The following is a 20,777-nucleotide window of genomic DNA, read 5'->3' on the forward strand; positions in this document are numbered from 1 at the left end:
GACCATGGCCAGGATTCCGTTTCAGAAGCCGAGACATATCGAGTGGGAGATCAACACCGACCGCTACGGGCGGCTCGTCGCGGAGCCCTTCGAGAAGGGCTATGCCCTCACCGTGGGGAACTCGATCCGCCGGACGCTGCTCAGCATCATCCCGGGCGCGGCGGTGTCGTGGGTGCGCATCACGGGGGTCACCGACGCCGAGACGAAGATTCCCGGAGTCGCCGAGGCCACCGTCGAGGTGCTGCTGAACCTCCGCAAGCTCGCGCTCAACGTCCCCTCGGGTGAGCCGCTCATTACGCGGCTCGACGCCACCGGCCCCCGCAACGTCACGGGCGCCGACGTCTCCGAGGGTACCGGGCTCGAGGTGCTGAACCCCGAGTTGCCGATCTGCACCCTGGAGGCCGGGGCCACCCTGTCCATCGAGGTGGGCGTGGGGGTGGGGCGCGGCTACGTGAACGCGGCCGGGCATCCCGAGGGGTCGGTGCCCGCGGGCGCCATGGCCATGGACGCGGCCTTCTCCCCCATCCAACGGGTGTCGTACAACGTGGAAGCGTCGCGGCTGGGCAAGGTCATCGACTACGAGCGCCTGATCCTCGAGGTGTGGACCAACGGCGCGGTGTCGCCCGAGGAGGCGCTCACGCGCGCCGCCGGTTACATGCGGGACCACTTCGCGCTGCTGGCTCCTCCCGGCGGACCGGAGGAAGACGAAGAAGTCGAGGAGGCGGGCGAGGGCTTCCTCCAGGAGAGCCTGTCCAAGGCCCTCGAGGAGCTGCCTCTGCCCGCGCGCGCCATCAACGCGCTCCGCAACGCGGAGATCCTCACGGTGGCGGACCTCGTGCAGAAGACGGATGCCGAGCTCGAGAACGTGAAGAACCTCGGCTCGAAGTCGATCGACGAGATCAAGGACGCGCTCGCCGGACTCGGGCTCTCGCTGGGGATGCGCATCGACCCCGCGGTGCTCGGGGCGCTCGGGCGGGGAGGCGTGAAATGAGGCACGGGCGGGCGAACTACAAGCTGGGGCGGCTGACCGCGCATCGCTGGGCGATGTTCCGCAATCTCCTTGTCGCGCTGTTCCGTCACGAGCGCATCATGACCACCGAGGCCAAGGCCAAGGCCGTGCGCGGGCTCGCGGATCAGATGGTCACCCTGGCCAAGCGCGAGGATCTGCACGCCAAGCGCCAGGTGCTGAGCATGGTGCCGGACGAGACGGTGGTGAAGAAGCTCTTCGACACCATCGCCTCGCGCTTCTCGGACCGGAACGGCGGCTACACCCGCATCATCCACGCCGGCACCCGGCCCGGCGACCGCGCCCCCATGGTGGTGCTGGAGCTGGTGGATCGCCCCGAGACGCCGCGCGAGAAGCCGAAGAAGGACGCCAAGGCCGAGAAGGCGCCCAAGGCGGAGAAGGCCGACAAGGGCGAAGCGGGCGCCGGCGCGGGCAAGGGCCGCAGGAAGAAAGCGGCGGCCGCGGCCGGCTAGCCCGCGCCGTCTCGACGAAGCTCACCCCGGGGGCGGCGCGCGCCGCCCCCGTCGTGCGTTCAGCGCGAACGGAGGAGGGCGCGATGAAGCTCAAGGACCGGGTGGCGCTGGTGACGGGTGGGGGATCGGGGATCGGCCGGGCGATCGCGCTGCTCTTCGCCGAGGAGGGCGCGCGCGTGGTGGTCAACGACCTCCACCTCGCCACCGCGGAGAAGACCGTCCAGGAGATGGGCGCGAGCGCGCGGGGCGGGTTTGCCGTCGCCGCCGACGTCTCCGACAGCCGGCAGGTCGCCGCGATGTTCGACGAGATCGAGCGCCGCTGCGGCACCCTCGACGTGCTCGTGAACAATGCGGGCATCGCGCTGGGCCCCGGCGAGGACCTCGAAGCACGCCGCCAGCGCGCCGAGGCGCGCATCATGGAGATGGTGGGCGGTGAGGGCATACAGACGCACTTCGACGTGACCCAGGAGATGAGCGACGAGGCCTGGCACCGCGTCATCGGCGTGCATCTGAACGGCACCTTCTTCTGCACCCGCGCCGCGTTGCGCCTGATGAGCCGGCAGAACCGCGGCGCCATTGTCAACCTCTCGAGCGTGGCGGCCCTCATGGGCCTCGCCCAGGTGCCCCACTATTCCGCGGCCAAGGGCGGCATCCTCGCCTTCACGCGGGCGGTGGCGCGCGAGGTCGGCTCGCGGGGGATCCGCGTCAACGCGATCTGCCCCGGCTACATCGACACGCCGATGACCCAGTCGATCTCGCCGCTGGCCCGGAAGGCCCTGCTCTCGCAAACCCCGCTGGGCCGCATGGCCGAGCCTCGCGAAGTCGCCGCCACTGCGCTGTTCCTCGCGTCCGACGACTCGGGCTTCTACACGGGGCAGTGGCTCTCCCCGAACGGGGGACTCTTCATCGGCTAGGTAGGCGGCTTTTCAGCCGCCTACGTCAGAGGTTGAGGACGGCGACGCCGGTCACGGTGATCAGCGTGCCGAGGGCGGCGGTCCGGGTGATGCGCTCGCCGAGGAACAGGGTGCCGAGCGGGATCGCGAACATCGGCGCCGTCGAGGAGAGCACGGTGGAGACACCTACGCCGGCGTGCTTCACCCCCACTACGAAGAGCAGCGAGCTGCCTGCCGTGAGCACGGCGAGCAGGGTGAGGAGACCGGCCAGCGGGGCCCCGCCCTGCCGGACCGCTCCCATCGAGCCCCACACCCACGGCGTGGCGAAGAGCACCAGCGCGGCGATCGGCAGCCGCACCGCCTGCGCGGTGGTGGCGTCGAGGCAGGTGAGCGGCACCTTGAGCATGATCACTCCCGCCGCCCACGCGAGCGACGCCGCCTGCGAGGAGAGAAGGCCCAGCCAGAGATGACCGGGCCGGCCAGGCTCGCTCGGCCGCTCGCCCACGATGAGGGCCAGGCCGCCCAGCGTCAGCACGGAGCCCGTGATGAGCGCGGGAGTGATGGGCTCGCCCAGGAACATCGCCGCCAGCCCCGCGGAGACCATGGGATACGTCATCGACGCGGTCATGGCGCGGGCGAGCCCGAGGAAGCGCGCGCTCTCGAAGAAGATGGTGTCGCCGAGGCTCCCCGAGAGCACGATCGACGCGGCGAGGAGCGCGAAGGTCGGCAGGCCGATCTCGCGAAGCCCCTCGACGCCGGCGGTGGCGAGTACCCACGCCATCAGCAGCACGCCGGCCCCCATCGTGCGCAGGGCGTTGATGGTCGGCGAGTTGAGCGTCCTCGAGAGCCGTCGCACGCACAGGCTCACCACGGCCCAGATGAGCGCGGAGGCGAGCGAGGCGAGGGCGCCTAGGGTAGGATCCGGAAGAGCGAGCATCGGCCGGGGGCTACGGTAGCAGAAAACCGAGGCGGCCCCCGCACTTCTGGCGCGCTCCGGGACTGAGCGTCCCGGAGCGCGCGCCCGTGGGCTATTTCAGGTTGGCCTGGAAATGGGCGAGGGTACGCTTCCACGCGTCCTCGGCCGCGGCCTTGTTGTAGGCCTCCGGCCGCTCGTCGTTGAAGAACGCGTGGTCCACGCCGGGATAGATGTGAATGGTCGCGGTCTTGCCCGCCTTCTTGATCGCCGCCTCCACGTCGCGCGCGGTCTGCGGCGTCACGAACGCGTCCTTCTCCGCGAAGAGTCCCAGCACGGGGCCCGCGAGCTTGCTGTAGTCGGGCTTCACGTTGGGGTGGATCCCGTAGAAGTCCACCACCGCGCCGATGCTGGAATTGATGGTGCCGGCGAAGAGGGCGAGCTGGCCGCCCATGCAGAACCCCACCGCGCCGAGCTTGGCGGTGGAGGAATGGCCGGCGAGATATTTCGCGGCGCCGGCCAGATCCTTCTCGGCCTGGGCGATGTTCAGCGCCATGAAGAGCTTGCCCGCCCCGTCGGGCTCGCTCGCGGTCTGGCCGTGGTACATGTCGGGCGCCAGCGCCGAGTAGCCGGCGGCGGCAAAGCGGTCGCACACCTTCTTGATGTGGTCCACCAGCCCCCACCACTCCTGGATGACGAGGACGCCCGGGCCCTTGCCCGACGCCGGCGTCGCCAGATAGCCCTTGGTCGTGCCGCCATTGCTCTTGAAGTCCACCATCTTCCCGGCCATGCTCAGCCCTCCTTGACAGCGGTCTTGGGGTGCGGTCGATCCGGTGGCGTGATGCGGACCTTCAGGATACGCCGCTCGTCGGCCTCCAGCACGGTGAACTCATGCCGCCCGACGTCGAACACCTCACCCACCGCGGGGATGCGGTTCACGGTGGCGAGCACGAGGCCGGCCACCGTCTCGAAGTCGCCGGAGGGCAGCTCCCAGTCCAGCGACTCGTTGAGCTCCTCGATGCGCACCCGTCCCGCCATGCGGTAGCTGCCGTCCGGGAGCCGCTCCACCAGCGGCGGGGTGCGATCGTGCTCGTCCTCGATCTCGCCCACGATCTGCTCGACGATGTCCTCCACGGTGACGATCCCTACCGCGCCGCCGTACTCGTCCACCACCACCGCGAGCTGGATGCGGCCCTTCTGCATCTCACGGAGGAGATCGTCGATGCGCTTGCTCTCCGGCACGTAGTGGGCGGGCCGCATGAGGGTGCGCAGGTCCTGGGCGGCGGCGCCGCGGCGGAGCAGGTCCATCGCGGTGACCACGCCCACCAGGTTGAACGCGCGGTCGGTGTACACGGGAATGCGCGAAAAGCCCCGCTCGGCGATGACCCGCACCGCGTCGTCGGGCGGGGCGGAGCCCGGGAGGGCGACCACGTCGACCAGGGGCACCATGATCTCGCGCACGGTCTTCTCGCCGAGGTCGAAGATCTTGTCGATCATCTGCGCCTCGATCACGGTGACGTCGGCCTCCTCCGGCTCGAGCTGGAGCAGAACCTTCAGCTCTTCGCGCGAGACGAACTGCCGGCTCGAGGCCGAGCGGAGCCCCACCAGACCGAGGGCGCCGCTCACCAGGACGTTGGCCCCCCAGGTGAGCGGCGCGAGGACGCGGCTCGCCAGCTCGATGAGCGGATAGAGGTAGCGGACGATGGCGGTGGCCCATTCCCGCGCCACCGCCTTGGGAATCACCTCGCCGAACACGAGCATGAGGGGCGTGAGGGCGGCGGTGACGGCGATGGCGGCCCAGGTTCCCAGGGAGGGGATGAGCGCCCACGTGGCCGCCGAGGAGGCGACGATGTGGGCGATGGTCACCCCCATCATCGACGTCGACAGGACACGCTCGGGACGGCGGAAGGCCTCGAGGTACCGCCCCGCCGCGCGATTGCCTGCCTCCGCCAGGTGCCGCAGCCGCACCCGGTTGGCGGCGATGAACGCCATCTCCATGCCCGAGAAGAAGGCGGTCAAGGCCAGCGCGATCACGATGATCCAGACGTAGATCACGCGGCCTCCGGCGTCGGGGCCGGCGCGGTCCTGAGCGTCACCAGGACCTCGACCACGCGGGTACGCTCCACCTTCTCCACCGTCACCACGTACTCGTCGGTCTCCGTCCTCTCGCCCTTGTTGGGCACGCGACCGAAGAGATCGAGGACCCAGCCGCCCACCGTGTCATAGGACTCGCTGGACACCGAGAGCCCGGTCGCGGCGTTGAGGTCGAAGAGCGAGAGCCGACCCGAGACGCGGAAGGCCCCGTCGCCCAGGGGCGCGATGAGACGCTCCTCCTCGTCGAACTCGTCGCGGATCTCCCCGACCAGCTCCTCCAGGAGATCCTCGAGGGTGACGAGGCCGGCGGTGCCGCCGTACTCGTCCACCACCACCGCGAGGTGGAGCTTCTTGGCCTGGAACTCGCGCAGCAGCGCGTCCGCCCGCTTCGACTCGGGGATGAAGTAGGGCGGATGCAGGTGCATGCGCAGGTCGAAGTCGGGCGGCAGCCCGCGCAGATAGGGCAGGAGGTCCTTCGTGTAGAGCACGCCAACGATCTGGTCGATGGTGCCCTCGTAGGCGGGCACGCGGGAGTGTAGGTTCTCGCGCAGGAGGTCGAGGATGCGGTCGGGGCGCGCGCTGACCTCCAGGCAGAACATGTCCGGCCGCGGCACCATCACCTCCCGCACCATCGTGTCCTCGAGGTCGAAGACCCGGTGGATCATCTCTCGCTCCGTCCGCTCCACCACGCCCTCGCGCGCGCCCACGTCCACCATCGTCCGCAGCTCTTCCTCGGAAATCTCCGGCGCATCGTCGCGCCGCTCCGAGCCGACCAGCCGAAGCGTCAGCGCGGTGAAGGCGGCGAGGATCATGCGGATGGGCGCCACCAGGATGGAGAGCCAGGTCACCGGGCGGTTCACCCAGGCGATGAACCGCTCGGGGTGCTCCACCGCCAGGGTCATCGGCAGCACCTCGCCGAAGAGGCTCAGCAGGAACACCATCACCACGATCGACACCGGCAGGCCCCAGGGACCGAGCAGCCGCTCGGCGACCGCGGCGGAGAGCGCGGAGGCGCCGATGTTGATGAGGGTGATGCCCACGAGCAGGGTGACGAGGAGCTCGTGGGGCTGCTCGAGCAAGGGCGTGGTGGCCAGCTCGCCCGCGTCCTCCTCGGTCTCCGCGAGCCGCTTGAGCCGCGCGCGGCCCAGGGAGAAGTAGGACGCCTCTGCGCCCGTGAGGATGGCGGAGCAGAGCACGAGCAGCGCGAGCACGCCCAGCTCGAGCACGGTGAGACTACTCACGGAAGTGCTCGAAGCCGGCGCCCAGCGTCACCGCGTGGCCCTCGGGGCCGAGCCATCGGATGCCGTCCCCGCCTGTTTCGATCTCGCCGATCACGTGGAGCGCGGTGCCGGTATTCCGCGGCAGCTCACGTGTCAGGCGCGCCGCCTCGTCGGGATCACAGGTGATGAGCAGCTCATAATCTTCGCCGCCTCCGGTGCCCCAGGCGAGGGCATCGCAACCCAGCGCGTTCGCCGCCGCGACGACGCTGGTGCCCAGCGGGATCCGCTCGACTTGGATCCGCGCGCTCACCCGCGACTCCCGGCAGATATGGGCGAGATCCGTGGCGAGGCCGTCGGAGCAGTCCATCATCGCCCGCACGCCGGGCGCGCGGCCCAGCCACTGGCCCTCCGCCACCCGTGCCTCAGGGCGCAAATGGGCGCGGGTGAGCGCCTCGATCGTCTCGTCGGCGAGGCCACGACGCCCCGCCTCCGCGACACCCCGCTCGAGCACGGCTAGGCCCGCCGCCGAGCGCCCAAGCCCGCCGGTCACCGCGATGGCGTCGCCGGGCTGCGCGGTCGACCGCAGGCGTGGCGTCCCCGCGTGCTCGCCGAGGAGGGTCACGTTGACGAGCCAGCCCGCGAGCGAGCGGGAGGTGTCGCCGCCCACCAGCGCGACCCGATGAGGCGCGGCGGCCGCGTGTAGTCCCCGGTAGAAGCCGGCGACGTCCTCGGCGTCGGTGTCCTCGGGCACCGCGAGACCGATCAGCGCCCACCGTGGCACGCCGCCCATGGCCGCGATGTCGGAGAGGTTCACGGCCATCGCCTTCCAGCCGATGTCCTCGGGGCTCGCCCACGCGCGCCGGAAGTGCACGTCCTCGACCACGAGGTCGGTGGTGGCGAGAAGGGCCGCACCCGGCGTCACCGCCAGCACGGCGGCGTCATCGCCGATTCCCACCGTGACACCCGCGGCGGGGGCCCGCTCCGAATCGAGCCGGATGCGCTGGATCAGCCCGCGCTCTCCGAGCCGGCGCAGGCTCACTGGGTCGAGGTCGCGGCCCGGCCGCGACTTGGAGGGTCCGCGCTACCCATCACCGCGCTCCGACGGCCACGCTCCCGAGGAAGTTCCGGAGGAGCGCCTTACCCTCGGTGGTCAGGATGGACTCGGGGTGGAACTGCACGCCTTCAACGGGGAAGCGCCGGTGCCGGAGCCCCATGATCTCGCCGTCCTCCGCCCGGGCCGAGATCTCGAGGTCCGCGGGGAAGCCCTCCTCGAGGACGACGAGCGAGTGATAACGCGTGGCCTCGAAGCCGGGCGTGAGTCCGGCGAAGACGCCGCGCCCGTCGTGGGTGATCCGCGACGTCTTGCCGTGCATCTGTGTCTTGGCCCGCGTCACCGTGCCGCCGAAGGCCTGGCCGATGCCTTGATGGCCGAGGCACACCCCGAGGATGGGAGTGGAGGCGCAGCAGCGCTCGATCAACGGCAGCGTGATGCCGGCCTGGGTCGGATGCCCGGGGCCCGGCGAGATCACGATCCCGTCCGGGTCCATGGCCATCACGTCCTCCACCGTGAGCGCGTCGTTGCGCGCCACGCGCACGTCGGCGCCCAGCTCCCCGAGGTACTGGACGAGGTTGTAGGTGAAGGAGTCGTAGTTGTCGAGGACGAAGATCATCGACCGGTCTCCTGGGCGGCGGTGCGAAGCGCCAGGATCATGCCGCGCGCCTTCGAGCAGGTCTCCAGCCACTCGGTCTTGGGATCGGAGTCGGCGACGATGCCCGCGCCGACCTGGATGGAGGCGCGCTGGCCGTGGCACACCACCGTGCGGATCGTGATGCAGGAATCCATGTTCCCCGAGTACGAGATGTAGCCGACAGCCCCGCCGTAGGGGCCGCGCCGCGTGGGCTCCAGCTCCTCGATGATCTCCATCGCGCGTACCTTCGGAGCGCCCGACAGCGTGCCGGCGGGGAAGGTGGCGGCGAGCACGTCGAAGGCATCCTTACCGGGGGCGAGTTCGCCCCGCACGTGGCTGACCAGGTGCATGACGTGCGAGTAGCGCTCCACCACCATGAACTCCGTCACCTCCACCGTGCCGATCCGCGCCACCCGGCCCACGTCGTTGCGGCCGAGGTCCACGAGCATGACGTGCTCGGCGCGCTCCTTGGGATCCGCGGCCATCTGGGCGGCGAGGGCTGTGTCCTGGGACTCGGTGGCGCCACGTGGGTGCGTGCCCGCGATGGGCCGCTCCTCGACGCGCCCGTCCTCGAGGCGCACGAGCACCTCGGGCGAGGAGCCGACGATGCTCGTCTTGCCGAGGCGCAGGAAGAAGAGGTACGGGGATGGGTTGATCGTGCGCAGGGCGCGATACACCGTGAAGGGATCGGCCTTGAGCTCCGCGTCCAGGCGCCGCGAGATCACGACCTGATACGCGTCGCCCGCGGCGATGTACTCCTTGGTCCGGTGCACCGCCTCCATGAACGTCGCCTCGTCCATCGTCGAGCTGAACCCCTCCTCGCCCAGCGCCACCAGAGGCTGGGGATCGGGGAAGGTGAGCGGGGCGGGGGGGCGGGCCGGCCGCGCGAGCTTGGCCAGCAGCATGCCGATCTTCACCGCGGCCGAGTCGTAGGCGCGGTCCAGCGCGGCGGCGTCCGTGCCCTCGATGTGGGCGTTGGCGATCACGAGCAGGCGATGCTTGAGATTATCGAAGACCAGCAGGCTGTCGGTGAGCATGAACACCGCGTCCGGCAGCCGGAGATCGTCCTTGGCGAGGCGGGGCAGCCGCTCCACGTGGCGGACGATGTCGTAGGAGAAGAACCCGACGGCCCCGCCCTGAAAGCGGGGGAGCCCGGGCACCGGCACCGGCTTGAAGCGAGCGAGCACGCCGCGCAGGCCCTCGAGCGGATTCTCGGTCGCCATCTGCTCGGTGCGGCCGTCGGCGTGGCGGATCGTGACCCGATTGCCCTTGGCCGTGAACACCATGAGCGGGTCGGACCCGAGGAAGGAATAGCGAGCCCATTTCTCGCCGCCTTCCACCGACTCCAGGAGGAAGGCGTAGGGCCCCGGGCGCAAGCGGAGAAACGCGGACAGCGGCGTGTCGAGATCCGCAGCCAGCTCGGCGTAGACCGGGACGAGATTGCCGCGCGCGGCGAGCGCCCGGAACTCCTCGCGCGAGGGCGAGAGCGGGGGGATGCGGGGCGCGGCCGGCGACATGGTGGGGCAGTGCGGCGTCAGCCGATGGCGTCCAGCTTCTTCTTCAGCTGGGCCTTGGGGACGGCGCCCACGACCTGGTCCACCACCGTGCCCGACTTCATGAAGAGTATGGTCGGGATGGACCGGATCCCGTAGCGGGCGGCGAGCGCGGGGTTGTCGTCCACGTTCACCTTCGCCAGGCTGACCTTGCCGCTTCCCTCCCGGGCCAGCTCCTCCAGGGTGGGGGCGATGGCGCGGCAGGGTGCGCACCACTCGGCCCAGAAGTCCACCATGAGGACCTCGGCGTGCTTGCCAACCTCGGTGTCGAAATTGGCCTCGGTGAGGTGAAGGGCGCTATCGGCCATGGGCGTGGGTCTCCTTGTGGGGAAAAATCGCTTTGCTACGCTAACATACGCCCTCCCCCGTGGCAAGTTGAGGGTACCCCGACGCGTCCGCGACCCCCGGTGGGGCTGGCCCAGGCCGCGGCGCTACACGGTGGTGACGTAGCCCTCGAGCCGATCGCGCACCCGGAGTGCGGGATCGCGCTCCGCGGGGGGGCCATAGCCCCCGCCGCCCGGCAGTCGGATCTCGATGAGGTCTCCCGGCTGGAGGATCTGCTCCGCCTTGGGGTTCGCGGGCATACGGCCATTGATCAGCACCGCGCCCGGCGCGCCGGGGGCGCCCCCGAAGAAGCCCTGCGGCGGAATGCGGGTGCGGTCGCAGAGGAGGGAGCAGGTGAAGGCTCCGCGGGTGCGCACGCGGAAGGCGATCTCCTGGCCGAGCCCGCCGCGATAGCGCCCGTCACCGCCCGAGTCGGGCCGCAGCCGCTTATGCTCGATCACGAGAGGCGAGAGCGACTCGATGACCTCCGCCGGGGTCCCCAACACGCCGGAGGGGAAGGCGGTGGCGGCCAGTCCGTCCTTGCTCGCGCGCGCGCCGGTGCCGCCGGAGGTGAACACCACGAAGCTGAAGGGACGCCCGCCCTCGTCCTTGCCCGCCACCTGTACGCCCCAGATGTTGGCCGAACCCTCCGCCATCACCCGATCGGGGAGCGCGTCCTTGAGGGCGCCCGCGATCGCGTGGGGCAGGAAGTGACCGACCACGTGACGCGCGGCCACCGGCGCGGGCGGCCGCGCGTTGAGGATCGAGCCCTCGGGCGCGCTGATGCGGAGGGGACGGAACGCGCCCTCGTTGTTGGGCACGTCGGGGCTCACGATGACCTTGGCGCCGTACGTCGTGTAGGCCTCCGTGTAGTTCATGACCACATTGATGCCGCGGCGGCTCTCGGGCGAGGAGCCCGTGTAGTCGATGGCCAGCTCGTCGCCCCGGACCTCGCACCGGACCTTGATCGTGATGGGCTCGTCGAACCCGTCGGAGGTGACCGCGTACTCGTAGGCGCCGGGGCGGAGCCGCGCGATGGATTCACGCATCGCGCGCTCGGTGCGCCCCACGATCTCGTCGCCCAGGGGCTCCAGCCGCTCGAGGCCAAACTCGCTCATGAACTCGAGCAGCCGCTCGCCACCGACCGCGCCGCCGGCGATCTGGGCGTGGAAGTCACCCATCACCAGCTCGGGCAGCCGCACATTGGCGCGGATGAGGGCGCCGAGGGCGGGATCGAGCACGCCCCCGTGGTAGAGCTTCATGATCGGGATGAAGAGCCCTTCCTCGTAGACCTCGCGAGCCTCTGCGGACAGGATGTGCCCGCCGATGTCGGCCGTGTGGCACGTGGAGGCGAACAGGGCCACGCAATCGTCGCCGCGGAATACCGGGGTCGCGATCGTGACGTCATTGAGGTGTCCCGAGCCCTTCCAGGGATCGTTGGTGATGAGCACGTCGCCCGGACGGATGGCCTCCAGCGGGATGGCCGCCAGCATGTGACGGACGCAGAGCGCCATGGAGTTGATGTGGCCCGGCGTGCCCGTCACCGCTTGGGCGAGCATCCAGCCGCGACGGTCGAAGACGCCGGCGGAGAGATCGCCCGCCTCGCGCACGATCGACGTGAAGGATGTGCGCTGCAGCGCGGCCGCCTGCTCGTTGACCACGCCGACGAGGCGGCTCCAGCAGATGTCGAAGGTGACGGGATCCATCATGGGTGGCCGGCTCCAGGGCGCCGGCCGATCACGCATCCCTCGTGGACCGTGACGGCCGCGCCGGGCCTCTGCATCCAGTCGGTGTAGTCGGCGACCACCGCTTCGCGCTCGCGGTCGGTCAGGGCGCCGGCCGCTACCATCTGGCGGCCGCGGCTCTCCGCCGCCAGCCGCCACATGCCGGCGATCCGATAGAAATCGGCCTCGTTCGCACGGACGGTGCGCACGTGCTCGACGGTCTGGACGTCGTCCAGCCCGGCCGCCGCGAAATCCTCCGGAAGGTGCTGGATCATCGCATTGTCCAGATGGCCCGCGGCGCGCCACTCGAGGAACGCGCCGTAGAAGTGCCGCCAGGACACCGGCGACTCGGCCCAGTGTGCGCGGGTGTGGTCGTAGTCGAGCGCGACGAGCCGCCCACCCGGCCTGGTCGCCGCGACCATCGGCTCGAGCGCGCGCGGCGCGTCGGGAATCCACTGGAGCACGCGGGCGGCGTTGACGAGGTCGAACTCGTCCTCCCAGCCGCCGTCGCGAATGTCGCCCTCGAGAAAGCGCAGATTGGGCAGGCCCCCCGGGGGCTCCGCCTCGCGCGCCGCGGACAGCATCTCGGGATTCACGTCCAGGCCCACGACGCGGCCGGGCAGGGCCCGGCGGGCCATCTCGATGGTGAGGGTCCCGGGGCCGCATCCCACGTCGAGCACGTCCAGGCTCGGCCGCAGCATGCCGAGCAGGCAGGAATGGCTGTTCGCGAGCGTACGCGCGGTCATGATGCCGAGCGCCTCTCGGGGGATGTAAGCACGGTCCGCGCGCGTGAGCGTCATGCGGGCTCCGCGACGAGCGTGCGGGTCGCGTCCACGCGGATGCGCGCGCCCGGTCCGATCACCGTGGTCGACTCGCGCTCCTCGATGATCGCCGGCCCCGCAAAGACCATCCCCGGCGCGAGCGTATAGCGGTCGTACACCGGTGTCTCCACATACCCCTCTGCCTCGGGGAAATAGGCCTGACGCGTGCGCTTCGGCAAGGGTCCGCGCCGGTTGTCCGCGGACTGGGGGAGAGCGGGGGCCATGTGTGGGCCCCCGCTGATGGCAGATCGAAAATCGCGGGCACCCGTCTCGGCGCCGCCACCCGTCCCGCCGCCACCCGCCTCCGGTCCCGACACCACCACGCGCCAGTTGAGGGCCTCGATGGGCACCCCCATCGGCGTCCGGTGATAGAGCGCGCGATAGGCGTCCTCGAAGCCGCTGGTCAGGGCGGCGAGGCTCTCGGGCCCGAGCGGACCCGACGGCACCGGCCCCTCCACTTCGTGGCCTTGGCCGGCGTAGCGCATCTCGGCGGCGCGCCGGAAGGTCATGTCGGCGTCCGCGATCCCCGCCTCGCGCAGCACCGCGCGGCCTTCCCCTTCCATCTCGGCGAAGAGCCGATTCACCCCCGTCCAGTCGGCGCCATCGAGGCGCTGAGACGCCGTGCGGACGAAGTCGAAGGCCAGGGGGGCGGAAAGGAGGCCCAGCGCCGAGGCGGCGCCCGCCCCGAAGGGCACCAGCACCCGCGGCACCTTGAGGATGCGCCCGACGCTCCACGCATGCACCGGACCCGCGCCGCCGAACGCGAAAAGGGGATAGGCACGCAGGTCCTTGCCGCGCTCGATGCCGTGGATGCGCGCCGCCGCGGCCATGTTCTCGTTGACCACTCGGTGAATGCTCCACGCGGCGCGCGCAAGGTCGAACCCCATGGGCTTCCCCACGGTATCGATGATGGCCCGGCGCGCCGCCTCGACGTCGAGACGCATGCGTCCGCCCAGGAAGAAATCGGGATCGAGATAGCCCAGCACGAGATCCGCGTCGGTCACCGTGGGCTCGCGCCCGCCGAGGGCGTAACAGGCCGGACCGGGATCGGCCCCCGCGCTGTCGGGCCCGACCTTCAGGAGGTTCATGCGATCGAGGCGTGCCATTGATCCGCCGCCCGCGCCGATCTCGATGAGCTCGATGACGGGCACGCGGATGGGCAGTCCCGAGCCCTTCTTGAAGCGGTCGGCGCGCGCGACCTCGAACTCGCGCGCGAGCAGCGGCTCCCCACGGTCGATGACGCAGGCCTTCGCGGTGGTCCCGCCCATGTCAAAGGAGAGCAGCCGATCCTCTCCCGCCTCCCGCGCGGCGCGCGCCGCGGCGAGGGCGCCCGCGGCGGGACCCGACTCCACCAGCCGCACCGGAACCCGCTTGGCGGTGGCCGGGGTGGCGATGCCGCCGGAGGACAGCATGATGTAGAAGCCGCCCCGGACGCCCATGTCGGCGATCTTCCGCTCGAGGTCGTCGAGGTAGCGCGCCATCAGAGGCATCACGTAGACGTTGGCCGCGGTGGTCGATGTGCGCTCGTACTCGCGGATCTCCGGCACGACCTCCGATGAGCATGCGACCGGTAGCCCGGGCGCCATCTCGGCGACCAGCCGCGCGAGGGCCTCTTCGTGGACGGGATTCCGGTAGGCATGAAGCAGCGAGATCGCGACAGCCTCGACGCCATCCGCGAGCAGCCGACCGATGGCGGCCTGTGCGCTGGCGACGTCGAGGGGGCGGCGGATGCTGCCGTCCGCGTCCAGCCGCTCCTCGACCTCCAGGCGTAGATGGCGCGGCACCAGCGGCGCCGGCGGGTCAATGAAGAGATCGTACATGTCGTAGCGGCCCTCACGCCCGATCTCCAGCGCGTCGCGAAAGCCCGCGGTGGTGAGGAGACCCGTGCGCGCGCCCTTTCTTTCTATCAGGGCGTTGGTCGCCAGCGTGGTGCCGTGGATCAGCGCGCGCACGGCCGCCGGCACCGCGCCCGCCTCCTCGAGCAGGCGGAGCACCCCCTGCTCGACGGCCTGCGCGGGATCCTTGGGGGTGGTGAGGAGCTTGCCGACCCGCACCTCGCCGGTCGCGTCGTCCACCCAGACGAGGTCGGTGAAGGTGCCGCCGATGTCGACGCCGAGACGTCCCCGCGGAGCTCGATCAAGCATGAAAGGAGTCTAGGAGTCGGGCCGGGGCCCGTCAACCGCCCGGCTTTGCTCGGATCAGGCGCGCCCCCTTGCTAGACTCGAAGCGCGATGAGTCCCGAGGCCGCGGTGCGACTGGCGCGACTCATCCTGCTCGCCGTGCTCGCCGGCGTCTATTTGTGGCTCGCCGCCGGGCGGCCGTGGCTCGCCGAGAGCCGGCCGCTCACGCGCCGAGTGCGCTGGCTCGCCGCCGCCCTCCTGGTGGCCGCCGCGCTCTCCTATCCGAACTTCGGCCTGCTGCATCCGCAGCGCGGCGTGCCCCCGGCGCCGGCGCACATCCATTACTGGGACAGCTTCCACTACTTCATGGGTGCGAAGTACCTGCCTGAGCTGGGCTACACGCGCCTCTACGAGGCCACGCTGGTGGCGGGCCGGGAGCTGGGCGCCTTCGACTACGTGACCCAGCTCCGGGATCTGCGCACCTACGGGGTCGAGGACGCGCGCAGCGTGGACGCCGTCGCGGTGCGTGCGCGGTTCTCCCCCAGGCGGTGGGACACCTTCAAGCAGGATCTCCTGTACTTCGGTCCCCAGATCAACGAATGGCGCGGCCTCTTCCAGGACCACGGCTACAACGACCCGCCGCCGCGTGCGCTCCTGCTCCACCTCCTGCTGCGTGGAGTGCCGGCGAGCCTCACCACCGTCACCCTCGTCACCTCGGTCGACTATCTCCTGATGCTGACGGCCCTCGCCTTCGCGGCCTGGGGCTTCGGCAGCACACCGGCCATGCTCGCCTTCGCGTTCCTCTGGCTGAGCCCACTGGCCCGCTTCGACTTCATCGGCGGGTCCGTGCTCCGCTGGGACTGGCTCGCCGCGCTCGTGGTCGCGGTGGCCGTCTTCGCGCGGGGCTGGCCGGGCGCCGCCGGCGTCCTGTTCGGCTACGCGACGATCGCACGGATCTTCCCCGCGATCTTCCTCGCCCCGATGGCGCTGGCGTGGGTCGCCGCGCGGCGAGATCACTCGCGCGGGGCCGGCCCGAGACGCTGTCTCGTCGCGGCGCTCGCCGTCCTGCTCGTGGCGGGCGGTGTGGTGCTCGCGGTCGGGGAGGAGGTCGGCCATCTCGTCGAGTACCGCGCGAAGATCCGGCTGCACGGCGAGGGCACGTTCGTGAACGCGGTAGGGCTCGGCGCCCTCATCGCCGGCTACAGCGCGCCGTGGACGGTGGACGCCGATGGCCGCGCGTTCGTGTCGCATGCCGCCCTGATCGCCGCGCGACCGCCCGGTTGGCTGCTCGGCCTCGTCACGGTCCTTTACGTCGTGCTGGCCTGGCCGCTGATCCGGCGTGCCCGCCCGCCGGAGAGCCTGCTCTACATGGTGCCGCTCCTCTACATCGCGCTCTCCCCCACCGGCTACTACTACTCGTTCCTCATCCTGCTCATGCTGCTGCCGTGGCGCGACGGAGCCGCGGAATCGCTTCGTCTCCTCGAGATGGCGCTCCTCGCCGCGATGATGGCCGCGGCCTACGCGCTCGAGGCGGGGTCGAGCGAGATGCTCACGTTCTTCTCGGCGGTCTCGCTGCAGCTCGCCCTCTACTTCGCGCTGTGGCTCGGATTGGAGCACGCGCGAAATTTTCGTACCCGCGCCCGACGTCTCGCCTCTGACGTCACCGCGCATGACACTGTTGCGACGGAGACGCACGTCCCGCGCTTGTAAGTTTCCCTGCCCCTGAACGTCACCAGGGGACACCGTCCGCGGGCGCGAACGGCCGCTGGGGCACTTTTCCAAGCACCCGGGGTTATTGGGCAATCCCCGTCCCGTTCCCCATCGCGCCCGCCCCTCCCCACGTCGACGGCCCGGTGACGCTCCGTGGCCTCCACCTTGCAGCGTTGAGGCCCGCCGGACGCCTGTCCGCGCGCCGAGTCGAGCGAAAAGTAAGGAGAGGACAACCGCCATGGGCAAGGTGATGGTCGTCGACGACGCGTACTCCGAGCTGACCATGATGGAGGGCATTCTGCGCACGGCCGGTCACAAGGTCGTGACGCTCATCGACGGCGAGCGGCTCGAGGACAAGGTCGCCGAAGAGCAGCCAGACGTGCTGCTGCTCGACATCGTCATGCCCAAGCGGAACGGCTACGAGATCCTGCGCAGCATCAAGCGGGACGGTCGCACCAAGGACACCCCGGTGGTGGTGGTGAGCTCGAAGAATCAGGAGAGCGATCGGGCGTGGGGGAAGCGCCAAGGCGCTGATGAGTACCTCGGCAAGCCCTTCACCGCGGAGCAGCTGCTCGAGGCGGTGCGCCGCTTCGCGCCGTAGCGGGTCGATGGCCTCCACCCGCGCCTGCGCCTTCACCCTCGCCGGCCACCGCTTCGCGGTGGACGTCGCCGACGCGCGCGAGGTGGTGGTGTTCGAGTCCATCACGCCGCTGCCCCTGGCCCCGTCGTTCGTGCTCGGGCTGGCGAATCTTCGCGGCAGCGTGATGCCGGTGGTGGACCTGGCTCCGCTGCTGGGGCTGCCGCCGCGCGAGGCCCGGGCGCAGACGCTCGGCCTCGTGCTCGGCCACGGCGCATGGCAGGCCGCCGCGGTGGTGGACACGGTGCTGGGGCTCGAGCCCCTGCAGCCGCGCGACGGAGGCGACCCGAACGGCACCAGCGTGGCGGGGGAAGACGGCTCGATCCCGGTACTGGACGCGGGCGTGATGTTGGCAGCGCTGCGCGGCGGCGCGATGGGCGCCGCCGGTGGGAACAACTAGCGGGCAAGGAGGCGGGGATGAAGCGGCGGACAGTGCTGCAGCTGTTGTCGGCGGGGGTGGGGAGCGGCGTCCTGGGCGGCCTGTCGGCGCGCGCGTGGGGCCAGGCCCCGGCCAGGAGCGCCGGCGAACCCGTGGTCGCGAGCGCGCCGGGCGTCACCAGCCGCGAGGTCCGCATCGGCATGAGTGCCGCGTTCAAGGGCACCGCCGCCGGCCTGGGCGCCGAGTTCTACCGCGGCGCGCAGGCCTACTACGACGAGGTGAACAGCCGCGGCGGGATCAACGGCCGCAACCTCGCGGTGATCGCCCTCGACGACGGCTACGAGCCCACCCCCTGCATCCGCAACACGCAGCAGCTGGTCGAGAAGGAGAACGTCTTCTTTCTCTCGAACTACGTGGGCACGCCCACGCTGACGCGCGCCCTACCCCTCATCAAGCGCTACACCGCGCAGCAGGTGATCCTGGTCGGCAACTTCACCGGGGCCCAGCCGCAGCGCGAGGCGCCCTACGTCGAGCACGTCTTCAACATCCGGGCGTCGTATCGCCAGGAGATGATGGCCCTCGTCGACCGCTTCTGGGACCAGGGGGCGCGCAAGTTCGGCGTCTTCTACCAGGTGGACGCCTACGGCCGCAGCGGCACGGACGGGGTGGCCCGCGGGCTGGCCCTCCGCAGCGCGCAGATTGCCGCCGAAGCCACCTACCGTCGCGGCGCCAAGTTCGAAGACGACATGGCGCCGGCGGTGCAGGAGCTGCGCAAGGCCGGTGTGGATGTGGTGCTCTGCACGGGCGCGTATCAGGGCTGCGGGGCCTTCGTGCGCGGTGCGCGCGACCTCGGATGGGGCGTCCCGATCGCCAACGTGTCCTTCGTGGGCTCGGACGCCATGCTCGCGCTGCTCCTGCAGCACGGCCGCACCACGGGTCGTGACTACACCGCCGCGCTGGTGAACTCGCAGGTGGTTCCGAGCTACGACGACGTGTCGCTGCCCGGCGTGGTCGAGTACCGCACCCTCATGGACCGTCACAAGCCGTCGGTGCCGGAGTCGCTGCGGGATCCCGCGTACACGGCGCAGAAGCTCTCGTTCATCAGCCTCGAGGGCTTCGTCAACGCCAAGGTGATCGTGGAGGGCATCCGCCGCGCCGGAGTCAATCCCACGCGCGCGAGCTTCCGCGCCGCGCTGGAGACCATGCGGAACGTGGATCTGGGCATCGCGGCGCCCCTGACCTTCGCCCCCGAGCGCCATCAGGGGCTCGACAACGTCTACTTCACCCGGGTCGAGAACGGCCGTTGGGTTCCGGTGCAGGACTGGAACGCCGCGATCAAGGCGTAGGAGGAACGGTGATGGCAGCGACGACGGAACAGGGGCGAGGCAAGGGGGAAGGGGAGGACGCGGCGGCGGCCATGCCGTCGGAGGCCCCGGTGCGGGCGCGCAGGCGCCGGTTCGGACTGCTCGCGAAGATCACGACGCTCCTGTTCCTCATCCTGGTCCCGCTCGCCGCCCTGACGTGGTGGATCTCGGTGCAGTCGCTCCGCGCAAACCTCACCGCCGAGTTCACCTCGAAGGGGAGCGCCATCGCCAAGGGTCTCGCCAACTCCGGGGTGGACCTCATCCTCACCCGCGACGCCTCCACCGTGCAGGCCCAGGTGGACCAGGTCGCCGGTATTACCGGCGTGGCCTACGTGATGGTGTACGACCCCCAGAAGACGCTCATCGCCCATACCTTCGCGCCGTTCGTGCCGCCCGGCCTCGTGGACCAGAACCTCGTGCCCGGCGACTGGCCGCAGAAGGTGCAGGACGTGTCGTTCAAGGACCCGGCCGGGGGGGCGCAGCGCGACGTCATCGACATCGCGGTGCCCGTGCTCGCAGGCCAGCTCGGCACCGTGCGGGTGGGCATGGATCGCTCCATCATCGTCGTCGCGGCGGCCCAGGCCGGCCGCACGCTCCTCCTGATGTTCGGTGGCTTCGCGGTGGTGGCGGCGGCGGCCGGCATGGTCTTCGCCCGCCGGGTGACCCGGCCCGTCCAGCAGCTCGTCCGCGTCGCCGAGCAGGTTGGTCGCGGTGACCTCTCCAAGCTCGCGCCCGTGCAGTCGCGGGACGAGATTGGCCAGCTCGCCGTCACCTTCAACGACTCCATCGTGCGGCTGCGCTCGCTGGTGCAGACGGTGGCCGAGCGCGACGCGGAGCGACGCCAGCGCCAGGAGCTGCAGGCCAACATCACCCGCTTCCTGGACGTAACCACCGAGGTGTCGCGCGGCGACCTCACGCGGCGGGGCGAGGTCACGTCCGACGTGCTCGGAAGCGTCGTCGACTCCATCAACGTCATGGTGGGCGAGATCGCCGCCATCCTCGTCGAGGTGCGCCAGGCCGCCCACCACGTGTCGAGCAGCGCCAACGAGATGATCGTGTCGATGGGCCAGATCGAGACGGGCTCGCGCGCCCAGGCGCGTGACGCCATGCAGGCCACCGGGACCGCCCAGCAGCTCGGCACCTCCGCGCGCACCGTGGCCAGCAGCGCGGATGCCTCAGCCCGCGCGGCCCGGCAGGGTCTGGAAGCCGCCCAGCACGGCGAGCAGGCGGTGCGGAACAGCCTGGAGAGCATGCAGCGCATCCGGGCCGAGGTGCAGGGCGTCTCCAAGAAGATCAAGGGCCTCGGCGAGCGATCGCTCGAGATCGCCGACATCGTCAACACCATCGACGACATCGCCGCGCAGACCAACCTGCTCGCCCTCAATGCCGCCATCGAGGCGGCGGGCGCCGGTGAGGCCGGCCTCCGCTTCGCGGTCGTGGCCGACGAGGTGCGGAAGCTCGCCGAGCGCTCGGCCAAGGCCACCAAGGACATCGCAGTCCTCATCAAGAACTTCCAGTCCGAGACGCAGCAGGCGGTGATCGCGATGGAGGAGGGGACGCGCGAAGTCGAGACGGGCTATCGCGTCGCGACCCAGGCCGGAGAGAGCCTCCGCGAAATCGCGGCGGTGTCGCAGAAGTCGGCGGGCCTGGCCCAGGAGATCTCTGTATCCACCCAGGACCAGGTGAAGGGCGCCGAGCACGTGGGCCTCGCCGTCCAGGCCATCGCCGGCGTGGCGTTGCAGACGGAGCAGGGCGTGGTCGAGACCCGCAAGACGGTGGACGACCTCGTGCAGCTGGCCGAGGAGCTGACCAAGGTGCTGTCACGCTTCAAGCTCGCGGTCTAGGAGAGACGGAAGGG

At 70.6% G+C, this 20,777-nt stretch carries 19 protein-coding genes; 8 read left to right on the forward strand and 11 right to left on the reverse strand.

Annotation, left to right across the window (positions count from 1 at the left end; translation table 11 throughout):
* The first annotated feature begins 4 nt into the window (after window positions 1–4).
* The 3 genes from VFX14_20980 (at window position 5) to VFX14_20990 (ending at window position 2,393) form a co-directional block, all read left to right on the forward strand.
* On the forward strand, window positions 5–991 hold the full coding sequence (locus VFX14_20980) for a DNA-directed RNA polymerase subunit alpha (GenBank protein HEU5192172.1): 987 nt from the start codon (window positions 5–7) through the stop codon (window positions 989–991).
* On the forward strand, window positions 988–1,479 hold the full coding sequence (gene rplQ / locus VFX14_20985; GenBank protein HEU5192173.1) for a 50S ribosomal protein L17: 492 nt from the start codon (window positions 988–990) through the stop codon (window positions 1,477–1,479). The genes VFX14_20980 and rplQ overlap by 4 nt, the downstream gene beginning before the upstream one ends.
* A gap of 83 nt (window positions 1,480–1,562) precedes the next feature.
* The gene (locus VFX14_20990; GenBank protein ID HEU5192174.1) at window positions 1,563–2,393 is read left to right on the forward strand and encodes an SDR family NAD(P)-dependent oxidoreductase; all 831 of its coding nucleotides are present in this window, start codon (window positions 1,563–1,565) and stop codon (window positions 2,391–2,393) included.
* 25 nt (window positions 2,394–2,418) lie between these two features.
* Here the strand turns inward: VFX14_20990 and VFX14_20995 are convergent, their stop codons facing one another.
* From VFX14_20995 to VFX14_21045, 11 genes are all read right to left on the reverse strand, one after another.
* A complete protein-coding gene (locus tag VFX14_20995) occupies window positions 2,419–3,309 on the reverse strand; it encodes a DMT family transporter (GenBank protein HEU5192175.1) in 891 nt (296 codons plus the stop codon).
* Between the two features lie 91 nt (window positions 3,310–3,400).
* Window positions 3,401–4,075: a dienelactone hydrolase family protein gene (locus VFX14_21000; protein HEU5192176.1), complete on the reverse strand. Its 675-nt coding sequence runs from the start codon at window positions 4,073–4,075 to the stop codon at window positions 3,401–3,403.
* Between the two features lie 2 nt (window positions 4,076–4,077).
* Entirely contained in the window at window positions 4,078–5,340 is a 1,263-nt protein-coding gene (locus tag VFX14_21005) for a hemolysin family protein (protein ID HEU5192177.1), read from the reverse strand.
* A complete protein-coding gene (locus tag VFX14_21010) occupies window positions 5,337–6,620 on the reverse strand; it encodes a hemolysin family protein (protein ID HEU5192178.1) in 1,284 nt (427 codons plus the stop codon). The genes VFX14_21005 and VFX14_21010 overlap by 4 nt, the downstream gene beginning before the upstream one ends.
* Complete coding sequence (thiL, locus tag VFX14_21015) at window positions 6,613–7,638, reverse strand: thiamine-phosphate kinase (protein HEU5192179.1); 1,026 nt, start codon at window positions 7,636–7,638, stop codon at window positions 6,613–6,615. The genes VFX14_21010 and thiL overlap by 8 nt, the downstream gene beginning before the upstream one ends.
* 49 nt (window positions 7,639–7,687) lie before the next feature.
* Window positions 7,688–8,269, reverse strand: a complete 582-nt coding sequence (locus VFX14_21020; protein HEU5192180.1) for an aminodeoxychorismate/anthranilate synthase component II — start codon at window positions 8,267–8,269, stop codon at window positions 7,688–7,690.
* Window positions 8,266–9,804, reverse strand: coding sequence for an anthranilate synthase component I (gene trpE / locus VFX14_21025; protein HEU5192181.1), 1,539 nt, complete (start codon window positions 9,802–9,804; stop codon window positions 8,266–8,268). Before trpE ends, VFX14_21020 begins: the two co-directional genes overlap by 4 nt.
* A 17-nt stretch (window positions 9,805–9,821) precedes the next feature.
* Entirely contained in the window at window positions 9,822–10,148 is a 327-nt protein-coding gene (trxA, locus tag VFX14_21030) for a thioredoxin (protein HEU5192182.1), read from the reverse strand.
* Window positions 10,149–10,271: 123 nt separating this feature from the next.
* Window positions 10,272–11,873, reverse strand: coding sequence for a hydantoinase B/oxoprolinase family protein (locus tag VFX14_21035; protein HEU5192183.1), 1,602 nt, complete (start codon window positions 11,871–11,873; stop codon window positions 10,272–10,274).
* Entirely contained in the window at window positions 11,870–12,688 is an 819-nt protein-coding gene (locus VFX14_21040; GenBank protein ID HEU5192184.1) for a methyltransferase domain-containing protein, read from the reverse strand. The genes VFX14_21035 and VFX14_21040 overlap by 4 nt, the downstream gene beginning before the upstream one ends.
* Window positions 12,685–14,853: a hydantoinase/oxoprolinase family protein gene (locus VFX14_21045; GenBank protein HEU5192185.1), complete on the reverse strand. Its 2,169-nt coding sequence runs from the start codon at window positions 14,851–14,853 to the stop codon at window positions 12,685–12,687. Before VFX14_21045 ends, VFX14_21040 begins: the two co-directional genes overlap by 4 nt.
* Before the next feature lie 87 nt (window positions 14,854–14,940).
* Here VFX14_21045 and VFX14_21050 point away from each other — a divergent pair, with 87 nt between their 5' ends.
* From VFX14_21050 to VFX14_21070, 5 genes are all read left to right on the forward strand, one after another.
* Window positions 14,941–16,539, forward strand: a complete 1,599-nt coding sequence (locus VFX14_21050) for a hypothetical protein (protein HEU5192186.1) — start codon at window positions 14,941–14,943, stop codon at window positions 16,537–16,539.
* Between the two features lie 238 nt (window positions 16,540–16,777).
* The gene (locus VFX14_21055) at window positions 16,778–17,140 is read left to right on the forward strand and encodes a response regulator (protein HEU5192187.1); all 363 of its coding nucleotides are present in this window, start codon (window positions 16,778–16,780) and stop codon (window positions 17,138–17,140) included.
* Window positions 17,141–17,147: 7 nt separating this feature from the next.
* A complete protein-coding gene (locus VFX14_21060) occupies window positions 17,148–17,576 on the forward strand; it encodes a chemotaxis protein CheW (GenBank protein ID HEU5192188.1) in 429 nt (142 codons plus the stop codon).
* A 17-nt stretch (window positions 17,577–17,593) separates the two neighbouring features.
* Complete coding sequence (locus VFX14_21065) at window positions 17,594–18,901, forward strand: ABC transporter substrate-binding protein (protein ID HEU5192189.1); 1,308 nt, start codon at window positions 17,594–17,596, stop codon at window positions 18,899–18,901.
* Between the two features lie 11 nt (window positions 18,902–18,912).
* On the forward strand, window positions 18,913–20,763 hold the full coding sequence (locus VFX14_21070) for a methyl-accepting chemotaxis protein (protein HEU5192190.1): 1,851 nt from the start codon (window positions 18,913–18,915) through the stop codon (window positions 20,761–20,763).
* Window positions 20,764–20,777 lie beyond the last annotated feature (14 nt).

This window comes from Candidatus Methylomirabilota bacterium, from assembly GCA_035764725.1.
GTDB lineage: Bacteria > Methylomirabilota > Methylomirabilia > Rokubacteriales > CSP1-6 > DASRWT01.

Coding starts and splice junctions, on each gene's coding strand:
- VFX14_20980 (HEU5192172.1), top strand. CDS start 5: ATGGCCAGGATTCCGTTTCAGAAGCCGAGACATATCGAGTGGGAGATC.
- rplQ (HEU5192173.1), top strand. CDS start 988: ATGAGGCACGGGCGGGCGAACTACAAGCTGGGGCGGCTGACCGCGCAT.
- VFX14_20990 (HEU5192174.1), top strand. CDS start 1,563: ATGAAGCTCAAGGACCGGGTGGCGCTGGTGACGGGTGGGGGATCGGGG.
- VFX14_20995 (HEU5192175.1), bottom strand. CDS start 3,309: ATGCTCGCTCTTCCGGATCCTACCCTAGGCGCCCTCGCCTCGCTCGCC.
- VFX14_21000 (HEU5192176.1), bottom strand. CDS start 4,075: ATGGCCGGGAAGATGGTGGACTTCAAGAGCAATGGCGGCACGACCAAG.
- VFX14_21020 (HEU5192180.1), bottom strand. CDS start 8,269: ATGATCTTCGTCCTCGACAACTACGACTCCTTCACCTACAACCTCGTC.
- trpE (HEU5192181.1), bottom strand. CDS start 9,804: ATGTCGCCGGCCGCGCCCCGCATCCCCCCGCTCTCGCCCTCGCGCGAG.
- trxA (HEU5192182.1), bottom strand. CDS start 10,148: ATGGCCGATAGCGCCCTTCACCTCACCGAGGCCAATTTCGACACCGAG.
- VFX14_21035 (HEU5192183.1), bottom strand. CDS start 11,873: ATGATGGATCCCGTCACCTTCGACATCTGCTGGAGCCGCCTCGTCGGC.
- VFX14_21040 (HEU5192184.1), bottom strand. CDS start 12,688: ATGACGCTCACGCGCGCGGACCGTGCTTACATCCCCCGAGAGGCGCTC.
- VFX14_21045 (HEU5192185.1), bottom strand. CDS start 14,853: ATGCTTGATCGAGCTCCGCGGGGACGTCTCGGCGTCGACATCGGCGGC.
- VFX14_21050 (HEU5192186.1), top strand. CDS start 14,941: ATGAGTCCCGAGGCCGCGGTGCGACTGGCGCGACTCATCCTGCTCGCC.
- VFX14_21055 (HEU5192187.1), top strand. CDS start 16,778: ATGGGCAAGGTGATGGTCGTCGACGACGCGTACTCCGAGCTGACCATG.
- VFX14_21060 (HEU5192188.1), top strand. CDS start 17,148: ATGGCCTCCACCCGCGCCTGCGCCTTCACCCTCGCCGGCCACCGCTTC.
- VFX14_21065 (HEU5192189.1), top strand. CDS start 17,594: ATGAAGCGGCGGACAGTGCTGCAGCTGTTGTCGGCGGGGGTGGGGAGC.
- VFX14_21070 (HEU5192190.1), top strand. CDS start 18,913: ATGGCAGCGACGACGGAACAGGGGCGAGGCAAGGGGGAAGGGGAGGAC.